Origin of the sequence: Paraburkholderia sp. GAS448, assembly GCF_050435685.1 — a bacterium.
GTDB lineage: Bacteria > Pseudomonadota > Gammaproteobacteria > Burkholderiales > Burkholderiaceae > Paraburkholderia.
Genome location: NZ_JBNDKT010000004.1, coordinates 26,503 through 39,610, shown reverse-complemented (window position 1 = coordinate 39,610; position 13,108 = coordinate 26,503). Strand labels below are relative to the sequence as shown.

Annotated in this window: 14 protein-coding genes; 10 read left to right on the top strand and 4 right to left on the bottom strand. The window is 63.7% G+C overall.

The window, feature by feature from the left end; all coding sequences use genetic code 11:
- Position 1 precedes the first annotated feature (1 nt).
- The 6 genes from P3T23_RS08955 to P3T23_RS08930 are packed head-to-tail and all read left to right on the top strand — an operon-like array spanning position 2 to position 4,658.
- Positions 2–724, top strand: a complete 723-nt coding sequence (locus tag P3T23_RS08955; protein WP_429315820.1) for an ABC transporter ATP-binding protein — start codon at positions 2–4, stop codon at positions 722–724.
- 2 nt (positions 725–726) lie between these two features.
- Positions 727–1,434, top strand: coding sequence for an ABC transporter ATP-binding protein (locus P3T23_RS08950; protein WP_429315819.1), 708 nt, complete (start codon positions 727–729; stop codon positions 1,432–1,434).
- Positions 1,431–2,297, top strand: a complete 867-nt coding sequence (locus tag P3T23_RS08945; RefSeq protein WP_429315818.1) for a branched-chain amino acid ABC transporter permease — start codon at positions 1,431–1,433, stop codon at positions 2,295–2,297. The genes P3T23_RS08950 and P3T23_RS08945 overlap by 4 nt, the downstream gene beginning before the upstream one ends.
- A 10-nt stretch (positions 2,298–2,307) precedes the next feature.
- Positions 2,308–3,399: a branched-chain amino acid ABC transporter permease gene (locus tag P3T23_RS08940; RefSeq protein WP_429315817.1), complete on the top strand. Its 1,092-nt coding sequence runs from the start codon at positions 2,308–2,310 to the stop codon at positions 3,397–3,399.
- Between the two features lie 8 nt (positions 3,400–3,407).
- Complete coding sequence (locus P3T23_RS08935) at positions 3,408–4,271, top strand: intradiol ring-cleavage dioxygenase (RefSeq protein WP_429315816.1); 864 nt, start codon at positions 3,408–3,410, stop codon at positions 4,269–4,271.
- Between the two features lie 9 nt (positions 4,272–4,280).
- Positions 4,281–4,658, top strand: coding sequence for a Rieske (2Fe-2S) protein (locus tag P3T23_RS08930; RefSeq protein WP_429315815.1), 378 nt, complete (start codon positions 4,281–4,283; stop codon positions 4,656–4,658).
- On the opposite strand, the gene P3T23_RS08925 is transcribed toward P3T23_RS08930, so the two are convergent.
- The 3 genes from P3T23_RS08925 to P3T23_RS08915 form a co-directional block, all read right to left on the bottom strand.
- A complete protein-coding gene (locus P3T23_RS08925; protein ID WP_429316217.1) occupies positions 4,655–5,737 on the bottom strand; it encodes an MBL fold metallo-hydrolase in 1,083 nt (360 codons plus the stop codon). The genes P3T23_RS08930 and P3T23_RS08925 overlap by 4 nt on opposite strands.
- Positions 5,738–5,838: 101 nt before the next feature.
- A complete protein-coding gene (locus tag P3T23_RS08920; protein WP_429316216.1) occupies positions 5,839–6,549 on the bottom strand; it encodes a DUF899 family protein in 711 nt (236 codons plus the stop codon).
- A 54-nt stretch (positions 6,550–6,603) separates the two neighbouring features.
- The gene (locus tag P3T23_RS08915; RefSeq protein WP_429315814.1) at positions 6,604–7,263 is read right to left on the bottom strand and encodes a glutathione S-transferase family protein; all 660 of its coding nucleotides are present in this window, start codon (positions 7,261–7,263) and stop codon (positions 6,604–6,606) included.
- A gap of 505 nt (positions 7,264–7,768) precedes the next feature.
- Between P3T23_RS08915 and P3T23_RS08910 the strand changes: the two genes are divergently transcribed.
- Together P3T23_RS08910 and P3T23_RS08905 are read left to right on the top strand one after the other, a co-directional pair.
- Positions 7,769–8,230: an SHOCT domain-containing protein gene (locus P3T23_RS08910; protein WP_429315813.1), complete on the top strand. Its 462-nt coding sequence runs from the start codon at positions 7,769–7,771 to the stop codon at positions 8,228–8,230.
- A gap of 323 nt (positions 8,231–8,553) precedes the next feature.
- Positions 8,554–8,994: a hypothetical protein gene (locus tag P3T23_RS08905; protein WP_429315812.1), complete on the top strand. Its 441-nt coding sequence runs from the start codon at positions 8,554–8,556 to the stop codon at positions 8,992–8,994.
- 211 nt (positions 8,995–9,205) lie between these two features.
- Here P3T23_RS08905 and P3T23_RS08900 read toward each other — a convergent pair whose 3' ends face one another.
- Positions 9,206–9,586 carry a nucleotide pyrophosphohydrolase gene (locus P3T23_RS08900; RefSeq protein WP_429316215.1) on the bottom strand — a complete coding sequence of 127 codons (381 nt, stop codon included), beginning with the start codon at positions 9,584–9,586 and terminating at the stop codon, positions 9,206–9,208.
- A 266-nt stretch (positions 9,587–9,852) separates the two neighbouring features.
- Between P3T23_RS08900 and P3T23_RS08895 the strand changes: the two genes are divergently transcribed.
- Together P3T23_RS08895 and P3T23_RS08890 are read left to right on the top strand one after the other, a co-directional pair.
- The gene (locus tag P3T23_RS08895) at positions 9,853–11,976 is read left to right on the top strand and encodes a D-(-)-3-hydroxybutyrate oligomer hydrolase (protein WP_429315811.1); all 2,124 of its coding nucleotides are present in this window, start codon (positions 9,853–9,855) and stop codon (positions 11,974–11,976) included.
- 103 nt (positions 11,977–12,079) lie between these two features.
- Entirely contained in the window at positions 12,080–12,982 is a 903-nt protein-coding gene (locus tag P3T23_RS08890) for a LysR substrate-binding domain-containing protein (protein ID WP_429315810.1), read from the top strand.
- Positions 12,983–13,108: the final 126 nt, after the last annotated feature.

Genomic DNA, 13,108 nt, shown 5'->3' with positions numbered 1-13,108 from the left:
GATGAGTGCTGTGCTGAAACTGACTGGCGTCTCGAAGCATTACGGCGCGCTGCTCGTGACCGACGATATCAGCTTCGCCGTCGAACGGGGTGAGACGTACGGCATCCTCGGACCGAACGGCGCCGGCAAGACGACGCTGTTCAATCTCGTCAGCGGCGACGTGCGGCCCGATAAGGGCGGCGTCGAGTTCGACGGCGCCGACGTCCGGCACCTGCCGCCGCATCGCCGCTGCGCCGCTGGAATCGGTCGCTCATATCAGGTGCCGCGCCCGTTCGGCGGCATGACGGTGTTCGAGAACCTGCTGGTCGGCGCGACCTTCGGCGGCCAGTTGACGGAGCATGCCGCCTATGAGGTCTGTGTCGACGTGCTCGAACGCACCGGCCTCAAGGCGCGCGCGAACCAGCTGGCGGGCACGCTCGGCCTGCTCGACCGCAAGCGCCTCGAACTGGCACGCGCACTCGCGACGCAGCCGCAACTGCTGCTGCTCGATGAAATCGCCGGCGGTTTGACCGAACCCGAGACACACGAACTCGTCGACGAAATTCGCAGCGTCAAGGAGCGCGGCGTGACGATCGTGTGGATCGAGCACGTCGTGCATGCCTTGCTCGCGGTGGCCGACCGGCTGCTCGTCATCAACTTCGGCAAGCGGCTCGCCGAAGGCCTGCCTGCCGCTGTGATGGACGATCCCGAGGTGCGGCGGGTCTATCTCGGACTGGAGGCATGACCATGTCGGCTCTTCTGGAGACGCACGCCCTCACTGCGTTCTACGGTGATTTCCAGGCACTGTTCGGAATCGACGTGACGGTGGCGCAAGGCGAAGTGATCGCGCTGATCGGTTCGAATGGCGCGGGCAAATCGACCTTTCTGAAATCGGTGGCCGGGCTGCTGCGCTCGCGTGCCGGGCAGATTCTGTACCGCGGTGAGCCGCTCGGCGGGACGGCGCCGGAGCATATCGTCGGCAAGGGCATTGCGCTCGTGCCGGAAGGCCGGCGGCTCTTTGCGAGCCTCACTGTCGAAGAAAACCTCCTGTTAGGCGCGTATAGCAAACGACCGGGCCGATGGAACCTGCAAACCATCTATGCGTTGTTCCCGGCGTTGCGCGAGCGTCGCCATCATGCCGCAACCGCGCTGTCGGGTGGCCAGCAGCAGATGGTCGCGATCGGCCGCGCGTTGATGAGCAACCCGGACCTGCTGATGTGCGACGAACTTTCGCTCGGCCTCGCGCCCGTGATCGTGCGCGAGATCTATGCGGCGTTGCCCGCCATTGTGGCCGACGGCATGAGCGCGATTGTCGTCGAGCAGGACGTGCAGCTCGCGCGCCGCGTGTCGTCGCGTTTCTACTGCTTCCAGGAAGGGCGTGTGTCGCTGTCGGGCATCTCGGCCGATGTCTCCGACGAGGCCATCACGCAGGCGTATTTTGGAGCTGTCGCATGAATACGGTCATCAATATCGTCGTGCAAGGCGTGCTGCTGGGCGCATTGTATGGGCTCTTTGCAATGGGGCAGTCGCTCGTGTTCGGCGTGATGCGGCTCACCAATACCGCGCACGGCGACTTCATCGTGCTGCTGGTGTTCGTGCTGTTCGCACTGACGGCGTTCGCTCATCTGCCGCTTGCCGTTGCGATCGTGTTGTTGCTCGTGATCGCGTTCGGCGCGGGCTACGCGGTGCAATACGCGATTCTGAACCGGGTCAGCAGCCGCGACCCGCTTCCTTCGCTGATCGTCACCTTCGGGCTGTCGATCGTGATCCAGAACGTGCTGCAGCAGGTGTTTTCCGCAGACCCGCGCTCGATTGCGACAGGCAGCTTCGAAGCGAAGAGCATCACCCTCGCGGGCGGCATCACGCTCGGCTATCTGCCGCTTGTCACGCTCGCCGCAGCGGTCGCGCTCGCGTTCGCGATGCAGTGGCTGTTCGGCAGAACGCCGCTTGGCCGCGCCTTTCGCGCGACCTCGGATGACCGCGAAATCGTTCAGTTGATGGGCGTCTCGTACCGCCGCACCTATGCGCTGGCGATGGGTATCGCGTTCGTGCTGATCGCGGTTGCCGCCGCACTCTATTCGATGCGCACTGCCGTGTCCCCGACGGATGGACCCGCCTTGCTGCTGTATGCCTTCGAGGCCGTGATCATCGGTGGCATGGGCTCGTTCTGGGGAACGTTCGTCGGTGGCATGGCGCTCGGCATTGCGCAGCAGGCGGGTTTCTATTTCGACCCCGGCTGGGGCATCTGGCTTGGCCACGTGGTGTTTCTCTGCGTGCTGGTTGCCCGGCCGCAGGGCTTGTTGCCCAAAACCGCATAGAGGTGTCGACATGACCATGCATTTGAACCGACCCGCTTCATCCTTCGAAGTGCGCCGTGCGACGCGCGCGAGCAGGGTGGCCGTAGCCGGGTTGCTGATCGTCGCGCTGGCGGTCGCCAGCGCCCCGTGGTGGGCCGGGCGCGGTGCGCTGCACGACTTCGTGCAACTCGCGTCGTATCTGGTTTTCGCCATGATGTGGAATCTGCTCGCCGGATACGGCGGCATGGTGTCGATCGGACAGCAGGCGTTCTTCGGTATCGGCGGCTATGGGATGCTGATTCTTTCGAACTACGGCGGCGTGTCGCCGTTCGTCGCGGTGCCGCTTGCGGCAGTCATCGCCACGGTGGTGGCGATTCCGGTGTCGCGGGTGGCGTTCCGTCTCGAAGGCGGATACTTCGCGATCGGGACATGGGTGATCGCAGAGGTGTTCCGCCTGACGGTGGCGAACGTATCGTTTCTGGGCGGAGGCTCCGGGACGAGCCTGACGGCGCTGCACGACGTGCCGCGTGCGTTGCGGGAGTCGCTGACGCTGTGGCTCGCGCTTGCCATCGTCGCGGCGGCCATCGGTCTGGTGTATGTGTTCCTGCGCTCCAGGGCCGGCCTCGCGTTGACCGCCATGCGCGACAATGCCGTTGCCGCCAGCAGTCAGGGCGTCGATGTGAAGCGCGCGCGCCTCATTGTTTATCTGGTTTCCGCGTGCGGCGCGGCGCTGGCTGGCGGCCTGTATTTTCTCGGCAATCTGCGCATCTCGCCGGATGCCGCGTTCTCCGTGAACTGGACCGCGTTCGGCATCTTCATCGTGATGATCGGCGGGCTGGGTACGCTCGAAGGGCCGATTATCGGCGCACTGATTTTCTTTGTATTGAACCGGTTTCTGTCCGACTATGGCACCTGGTATCTGATCGGGCTCGGTGCGCTGGCCATCGTCGTGACGATGTTTTTTCCACAGGGTCTGTGGGGCTTCGTGTCGAGCCGCTTCGGTCTGCAATTGTTTCCGGTGGGCCGGCGCGTGGTGTTCGTCGATGCGGGGCCGGCGCAGAAACGGACAACCGGCGGCATGGCGGATCCGCTCGATACGCCGCAGGCCACTCATCGTGCATGAGGTGAAAAATGAACAGTGAGACGACCCATTCCATTACAGCTACCGTCCTCGATACGTTTTCGGAGTGCACCGATGCGCGCCTGAAGCTGATCATGACGGCGCTCGTGAAGCACCTGCACGCGTTCGCGACCGAGGTCGAGCTGACCGGCGACGAATGGCGCCGCGGCATTGAGTTCCTGACCGCGACCGGCAACAAGTGCATCGGCATACGCCAGGAATTCATCCTGCTGTCGGATACGCTAGGGCTGTCGATCCTCGTCGATGCGATCAATCACGGTCGCCCGGACGAATCCACCGAGACCAGCCTGCTCGGGCCGTTCTATCGCGAAGGCGCGAAAGAGGAAGACTTCGGCGCGAACATCGCGCGCACCGACGGCGAACCGGCGCTGATTCGCGGACGCCTCGTCGACGAAGAGGGCAAAGCGGTCGCCGGCGCGTCGATCGAAGTGTGGGAGACCGCGAACAACGGCATGTACGAAGGCCAGGATCCCGACCAGCCGGAGAGCAATCTGCGCGGCAAATTCCGCTCGGGACCGAACGGCGAATACGCGTTCCGAACCATCAAGCCGACGAGCTATCCGATCCCGACCGATGGCCCTGTCGGGCGGATGCTCCTCGCAACCGGACGTCATCCGATGCGGCCTGCGCACGTGCACTTTCTGATCGAAGCGCCGGGGTACGAAACGCTGACCACGGCGCTTTTCTCCGCGGGCGATGCGTATGTCCAGTCGGATGCGGTGTTCGGCGTCAAGCCGTCACTCGTGGTCGACTACGTGCCGAACGACAATGCGGCGAGCGCAAAAGAGTGGGACTTGCCCAGCCCGTTCTTCGAAGTCGAGCGCGACTTCGTGCTCGTGCGGCAACGCTCCTGAGACGCGGCCATGAATGCGGTGAGTCTCGAACAGCAGCCCGGCTATCTATGCGCGCTCGACGATATTCCTGACGGCGGCGCGCTCGAAATACCGCTCAGGCAGGCAAGCGGGCAGGCCAGCGGGCCGGGCATCGTCGTGCTGCGCCGCGGCGATGACGCCTGGGCCTATCGCAACGTCTGCCCGCACTTTTCGATTCCGCTGAACTACGAGCCGAACACATTCTGGGCCTACGACGCCGAACTGCTGATGTGTGCGCATCACAGCGCGATGTTTCGCTTCGAGGACGGGATGTGCGTCGACGGTCCATGCGAGGGCGCGGCGCTGACGCCGGTCCCGATCCGGATCGAGCAGCGAAGGATCTTCGATATCACCGGCTCGCCAAGCTAAGCCTGCGGCCCTTCGCCGTGCACCACCGGTAGCCCTGTCTGGTGCCAGAGCAGCATGCCCCCCCGCAGGTTGGCAACACGCGGAAAGCCTGCCTGGCGCAGCATGACCGTCGCCTGGCCCGAACGCATCCCGGAGTGACACACGGGGACCACCGGCTGGTCGTTGGGAATCTCCGTCAGGCGGTTCTGGAGTTCGTTCAGTGGAATGAACAGCGCGCCGGGGATGCGGCCCAATGGTTCATCCAGCTCCTCGCGCTGACGAACATCGAGCACGCGCACGTCGCCCAGATGCTCGGCAACCCATTCCGGTTCGATTTCGAACAGTCCGGCATAGCTCTGCCGCACCGGCCCCCAGTCTGCCGGGCGAGGCACCTCGCCGTTCTCCGGTTTGCCCGAGCGCAGGTTGGCGGGGACTGCGACGTCGATTTTCTTGGGGTGCGGCAGCTGCATGTTTTCCATGAAACCGACGAAGTCGCGCTCGTCGGCATGGCCGCCGATGCGCGGGTTGTACGCCCGCTCCTCGGCGACGGACGATACGGTGCGGCCGGCATAGTCATGCCCCGGAAAGACGAGGCAGTCGTCGGGCAGGCTGAAGATCTGCGTCGTAATCGAGCGGTAGAGCATGCCCGCATTGCCTTGCTGGAAATCGCAGCGGCCCGCGCCGCGGATCAGCAGGGCGTCGCCGGTGAAGGCCATGCGCCGGTCGTGGGTGATGTAGGTGAGGCATCCGATGGTGTGCCCAGGCGTGGCGACCACATCCAGGTGCATTCTGCCAAACGTCACCCGGTCGCCATGATCGAGCCGCAGATCGGCGCCCTGCAACGCATCGCCGTAGCGTCCGGAGACGCCGATCCTGCATCCGGTGGCCTGCTGCATCAGCCAGGCGCCGGTGACATGGTCGGCGTGGCAATGCGTGTCGAGCGCGGCAGTCAGTTGCAGCCCGAGTTCCTCCACCAGTGCGCGGTCGCGGGCGTGCTGTTCGAACACGGTGTCGATGATCACGGCCTGCCTGCTTTGCCGGTCGCCCAACAGGTAGGTATAGGTCGACGACGTTGCGTCATACAGTTGTCGAAAGATCAGGCTGCCAAACATCAGACTCTCCGCGGTCGGCCCATAGATTGTGCGAACACTCTATGCCGACCGCGAGGAGGCGGCAAGTACGGTGGTGCAGCGAATGTGCGTTAGTCCCGGTAGTCGAGTTTCGGGTACCAGTTGGGGTCTCGCCCTTCGGGCGTCATGTCGAGGATGGTCCAGATCGGCATCAGGTCGGGTGCGCCGCGCGGGTCCTGACCGGGATCCGCGGTTTCGAAGCCCATTTCGCCGCTCCAGAAGTGGCGGATGACGCCGTCGCGACGGGTGAAGACCGTAATGGCCGCGTCGTCGCCGCCGTCTTTGGTCAGCGCATGGTAGTCGCGGCTGTAGCGGCCGTCGGTATCGGAATAGAGCTTGATATCGTGCCAGCCACGCTCCTTGCCGAACGCGAGGAGGCGCTCGATGGGCGAGCGCGCGACGACGGCCAGCGCCACGCGCTGTTCGATGTCGCGCGCTTCACCGTTCCAGGCGCTCAGCAACGACGTGCACATCGGGCAGGGCCGCTCGCGCTGCGGGCCGAACATATAGCTGTAGACGACGAGAGTCGACTTGTCGCCGAAGAGGCCAGCGAGATCAAGCGGGCCGGCTTCGCCCTGGAAGCGGTAGTCGACGGTCACCTCGCCGCCGGGCGGCAGGGCGCGGCGCTGTTCGGCGACACGTTCGATGTGCCGCCGCAATTCGATCTCTTCGGCAAGCAGCGCGTTGCGTGCGCGGCGGTATTCGTCGCTTTCGTTCGGGAGGGTCATGCTGTTGCGCTTTGCGAGCTCGGTGGCGGGAACGAGGGGCGGGACAGGTGTCATCATCAGTCTCCTGGAGTGGGCGGATCACTGGCGCTCAATTGTGCTCAGGCGCGCTCAATCTCGATCTGGCGCGCCAAGCGGGAATAGAGGGCGATACGGCCGCGCTTCGTTGACGGCGCGTGCAAATGACGGGCGCTCGAGCAGTCGCTGCCGGTAGGCGATCACGTGCGGGAACGATGGGGCGATGCGATGCGTCCAGTCGGCATAGAACAGCGACGGCGCGGCGCCGCAATCGGCCAGACTGAAGTCGTCACCGGCGGCCCACTCACGGCCGGCCATGATCCCGTCGAGCCAGCCGTATGCGGTGTCGAGCATCGCGCGCGCCTCGGCGACGCCGCGTGCGTCGCGCTCCGACTCCGGGCGCAGGCTGTCGTACACGATCCTCTGCTGCGGCGTCGAGATGTAGTTGTCGAAGAAGCGGTCCATGGTGCGGACGTCCAGCGCGGCGCGGGCATCCGCTGGCAAAAGCCTCACCGGCCCCGGACGGTGCAGGCCAAGGTGCTCGATGATGATGCTCGCCTCGATCACCGTGCGGCCAGCGTCCACGAGCACGGGAAAGCGTTTGAGCGGCCAGAGCGCGGAGAATTCTTCCATTATTTGCGGGTCATCGTGCGACAGCAGGCGCCACTCGAACGGCGTGTCGTTTTCGTACAGCGCGACCAGAACCTTTTGACAGTATGAGGAAAATGGGTGGGCGTAGAGCCTGGGTTTCATCGGGTTTTACCTCGGCGGAAAAGGGGGCGCGGCCGTGCCTGAAGGAGGCGCCCCATGCAGAGGGACGCCGGCTGAAAGCATCGCTTTACCTGACGACGAACGAGCCCGGACGAAATCGACAACCGGCTGGGAATTTATTTGAAGTGGCTTCCGCTGCACCCCTGGCCGTTTGTGACCAAGGCGTTACGGGAGAGGTTCGGGTCAGGATGAAACCCCGACGCGGGCAGAGAATTCCGTCCCCCTTTTGGGGCGCAGAGGTCCCCTGGTCGGTCGAAGGAGCTGAAGTGAGGACGCTTGCTGCAACGCCGCTAACAAGAGAATTCAAGGCGGATGCATATTGCATCACCCGAATTCGCTTCGAATGATGTTTCGATATCTTCATTGCCGTATTCACCTATGCTGGCTTGCTTCCGACCCCGGGAATTATCAACCGGTATGGTTAGCTTTTCTAAGTGACGTGCGAAAAGAACCTATAATTCCGTGGCAATTCGAATAATGATGCACGATGTTGTACGACCGCCTGCAATGCAGGATCCATCGGGACGTTGATTATTTCAATCGCAAGCAGAATAACGGGAGAACGACAATGTTATTTTCAGGTGGCTTTACATTCTCCAATTTTGTGGTCGACATCTTTTCCGTGTTCATGTTTATCCTGTGGTTCTGGCTGCTCATCACCGTATCGAGCGACCTGTTCCGCCGCCACGATGTGTCGGGTTTTGGCAAGGTGCTTTGGGTCATCCTGTTGATTGTGTTGCCTTACATCGGCATTTTCGCGTACCTCTTGACGCAGGGGCGTGGCATGGCTGAGCGCAACCAGGAGCGAGCGAAACAGGCGCGCGATGAATTGCGTCAGGTCGTCGGCTTCAGTGCTGCCGACGAGATCGAAAAGCTTGACCGCCTGAAGTCGACCGGGGCGATTTCGGAAGATGAGTACGCGCGGCTGAGAGCCCGGGTCGTGCAGTAGCCCGGCAAGCGCCTTGTGCCGGACGGCAGGTTTTCGAGCCGCGTCGTCCGGCCACTGCTCGTGCGGGCCTGCACTGGTTCGACGCTGACGGCACGCTGCGCTTCGTCCCGGATGGCACCCACGACGATGGCGATTGTTCACATCACTGAAACGCAGTGTTCATCACATGCTGGCTGATCTTGCGTCCGGCATCCGCCATACTTTCGGCTGTCGGCACACGCGCCGAATATGAGGTGCGTGGGCCGGTCCGACAGATGGCAGGCTGGTTTTCGGGCGCGGGATGAGTTCTCGCGACACGGCTTGCGAGCGCATGGAAGTCTTCAATGAAGAGCGAGAGCTATCTTCGCCCCCGAGCCGAAAATGAGCGTTTTCAGTTGCTAACGGGCATCGAGCCGGCAGGCGCGGCGTGTATCCCTGGTGAACGAACGACGGGCATCACCGCGTTCGCGGCGTCGGCGTTGGCAGCGCGCCGCAGGGTGACGCGGCTCGTCTCGGCCATTGTTGCCGGGGCGTTCCTGCTGGGCGGTTGTGCGACGGCCAGCAGCGTGGTCGCGACGGACCAGCCAAACACCTTCAAGGTGACGGCAAACGCCCGGGGCGGGCGCCTCGCGTGGGCGCGAGCACACGAGGCCGCGCTCGCCCAGGCCGACGCCTGGTGCGCACAGCGCGGAATGCGAAGCAGCGTCAAACTCGAAACGACGAGCGGTGTGCGGTTGACTGACGAGCACGACTCCGAACTGGCCTTCGAGTGTCATCCGAAATAAGCTGCGAAGAGCGAGATTCACCCTGTTCTCACACACGCACTCGCGCGTACCCTGCAAGCGCTTTGTCCACGGCGATCGCCTTCATGCAGATTGTCTGGCCGGGCCAAGTGTAGATCAACGGTACCGATTCGAATTCTTCGATCACCACGCGGACCTGTAGAGGCGCCGCTGTCGCAGCGGACGTCCTGGTTGATCGCTTCCGCGCACCGTCTCATTGTTTTCCGTCTTTGTACTCAGAGTATTTTCGTGAGTCGCCGCGCACCCTATCGGCTGGGTACTTCGTCCGATTGAGGGCCATCTTTTCCAGCACAGCCTGATAGAGATCGACGTCCATCTTGTCCGCGAGGCGAACGAGGTACACCAGCACGTCGGCCATTTCGTGCCGCATGGCGGTCAGCTTCGCTTCGTCCAGTTCGCTTTTGTCGCCCGAGACAAGCCATTGAAAAGGTTCGAGCAACTCGCTCGCCTCTACGCTGAGCGCTGTGGCCAGATTCTTCGGGGTGTGGAATTTGTCCCAGTCGCGCTCGCTCACGAACTGACGAACGAGTTCGCGAAGTTCCATCAGGTCATTTCTCTGTTCAACCTTCGTCATGCTGCTCCCTGCTGCCTGGCTGGATTGATTGACGCCGCCTGCACGACGGGCATGGCGACCGCGCAAACGTTCATTGTATCTGCGGCCCCGACGTTCTAATGTCTATTGACGCCGTGAGCCGACGTTCCCGGACGGCCGCCCTTTGCACTGTACGGTCGGCCGAACTCGCCCCACCCGGGACGCTGGCAGGCAACGCCAGGCGTTCCTCATGCATCTGGCAAGCGGGCAGTGCGCGGCGCATCCGAAGAACAGAAAAGGAGAAACCGATGAGAGACAAATCGACCGCAACCCGGCGTCGAGCGGTATTGCTCAGTGCCGCGATATTGGGTGCAGTACTCGTCCCCGGCGCGTGGGCCGACGATCACGACGGTGGGCGGTCCGCCCTGAATCGCCTGCCGTCGTTCGTCGTGGCAAGCAGCCTCAGGACCACCACATATGACGGCGTCAGCGACGATCTGCTGACAGCCGGCCTTGGCAAGACAGGGCTCGCAAGCCCGGCGGCACCCGCTATTGCAAATCCGGCGAGCCCGACGTCAGCCGAGTTGCGGCGGCTCGCGATCTGGTCGAATTACCGCGCGCTCGTCGACATGACGGCGAACGGCGGTTACGGTCGTTTCTGGGGACCCAATGTTGATCTGACCGGGAACGACACCCTTGGCGAGGGAAAAATTGCCGGCACCGAATACCTGGCGTACGCCGATGACGGCCATGGCCGGCAGAACGTCAGCCTGCTGGTTCAGGTGCCGGCGAGCTTCGATCCGGCGAACCCGTGCATCGTCACGGCGACGTCGTCGGGCTCGCGCGGGGTTTACGGCGCGATATCGGCGGCTGGCGAGTGGGGACTCAAGCGCGGCTGCGCGGTCGCCTATACCGACAAGGGCACCGGCAACGGGGCGCACGAACTGATGACCGGTCTCGTGACGCTGATTGATGGCCGCCTTGCCGATGCCGCTACCGCCGGGAGCAGCAGTCTCTTCACCGCCAGAGTGCCCGCAGGCACCCTGACTACCTACAATCAGGCGTTTCCGAACCGCTATGCGTTCAAGCATGCGCATTCGCAGCAGAACCCTGAACAGGACTGGGGCAGGGACACACTGGCGGCTGTGCAGTTCGCGTACTGGGCGTTGAACCAGCAGTTTGCGCCGCGCGTCGGCCCGTCGAATCACGGCGTGCGCTACCGGCAGGGCAGCATCACGACGATCGCGGCGTCTGTGAGCAACGGCGGCGGCGCGTCGCTCGAGGCCGCCGAGCAGGATACGGGAGGGTGGATCACGGCGGTCGTGGTCGGCGAGCCACAGGTCAATGTCCGGATGCCCGGCAACGCACAGGTGATCGAGGGCGGCCAGCGTATCGCTGCGGCCGGCAAACCGCTGGCGGACTACATGACGCTCGCCAACCTGCTCCAGCCATGCGCCGCACTCGCGGAGGCGGCCGCCGGCGCTCCGTATCTGACGGTGTTGCCCAGCGCGACAACGTCGGCCATCCGCCAGGCCCGCTGCGCGTCGCTGGCAGCGGCAGGCTACATACACGGCACCGACACGCAGACCCAGGCGAACGACGCGCTCACGTTGCTGCACGAGGCAGGTTATGAAGCCGATTCCGATCTGCTGCACGCACCCATGTGGGATTCGCAAGCCGTGCCGGCCGTCGCCGTGACGTACGCCAATGCGTACACGAGGTCGAGCGTGATCGACAATCTGTGCGGCTTCAGCTTCGGCACGACGAACCCGTTAACGGGCGCGGCGGGCGTGACACCGGCCGTCTCGCCGATGCTGACCGTGTTCGGGCTGGGCAACGGTGTGCCGCCGACCAACGGCATCAGTCTCGTCTACAACGTCACGCCGCAAGGCGGGGCCGACCACCGGCTCGCGACATCCGATGCAAGCTTCGCGGGTGCGGCATGCGTACGCAGCCTATGGACAGGTAGGGACTTGCGCATGCTGGCGAGTGTCGAAGCGATCCGCGTGAATGCAAACCTGCATGGCAAGCCCGCGATCATCGTTCAGGGCCGCAGCGATGCACTCGTGCCGGTGAATCATGCGTCGCGCGCGTATCTTGCAGCAAACAGCGTAAGGGAAGGCTCGCGCAGCCAACTGTCGTTCTACGAGGTGACGAACGGACAGCATTTCGACGCGTTCCTCTTCTGGCCTGGTTTTGACACACGCTTCGTGCCGGTCCACTACTACAACATCCAGGCGCTCAACCTGATGTGGAGCCACCTGAAGAACGGCACGCCGCTACCGCCGTCGCAGGTGATCCGCACGGTGCCGCGCGGCGGCATGCCAGGCTTTGCGCCCGAGTTGAGCGTGGCGAACCTGCCTGCCATCGTAGCGAACCCCGGCAGCAATGCGATCGGCGTGAGCCATGGGGTGGTGAACGTACCGCACTAAAGACGCGTTGCGCGATTCATCGCGATACGTGGACTGTCACGAACGACCGGGCCGCCGAAGGCGGCCCGCTGCAAATATCCACTTTTATCGTGCTGCAACAGTCATGGAAAACCTCCTCAAGAAACTCGATCTGACGTCGCTACGCCTCTTCGTTGCGGTTTGCCAGGAAAAAAACATTGCCCGTGCCGCGGAGCGCGAATTCATCGCCTCGTCTGCCGTCAGCCGGCGCATCGCGGAGATCGAGACATTGGTCGGCCTGCCCGTGATCCAGCGGCAGTCGCGCGGTGTGACGGTCACACCGGTAGGCGAAACCGTGCTGCGTTACGCGCAAACGATCATCGCGAACATCGAACAGATGAGCGCGGAGCTGTCGCGGTTCTCTTCAGGCGCGAAGGGGAGCGTGCGGGTCGTGGCGAACCTCTCGTCGATCGTGCAGTTCCTGCCGGAAGATATCTCGGCATTTACCCGCGTGTTCCCGGATGTGTCGATCGAACTGGAGGAGGAAAACAGCTCGGAGGTGCTGCGCATCGTCGAGGAACACGGCGCGGACTTCGGTATCTGCAACCCGGTGGCGGGTGTCGACGCGTTCGGGCAGGAGCCGTATCGCGCGGACCGGCTGGCGCTCATGGTGCCGCGTACTCATCGGCTGGCGGGGGCACAGACCGTCGCGTTTGCCGACGTGCTCGACGACAGCTTTGTGGGCCTGCGCAGCGAGAGCGCCTTGACGCGGCTGCTTGCGCAACAGGCCGCGCAGGCGGGACGCACACTCGATGTGAAGATTCGCGTGAGCAGTCTCGATGCGCTGTGCCGCATGGTGCACGTGGGTTTGGGTATTGCGGTGGTGCCGGAGCAGGTGGGACAGCTCTACGTGAACGCGCTGGATGTGAGGCTGCTGCCGCTGCGCGACACATGGGCGACGCGGCAACTGGTGCTGGTGTTCCGCAGCCGCGATCAGTTGACGGCCAGCGCCGCGCAACTGGTCAGGTTTCTGGCGGAGCGGGGATAGCAGGGCAGCGCTTGCGCATCCCGGGCGTATCGAACGCGGCAGGTCTCGTTACGGCCCCCAACCCTCGCAAAGCGAGAAGGCTGGCCTGTCGAACCAGCACTTCGGTGTCGCGCCGTGGGCGCTTAT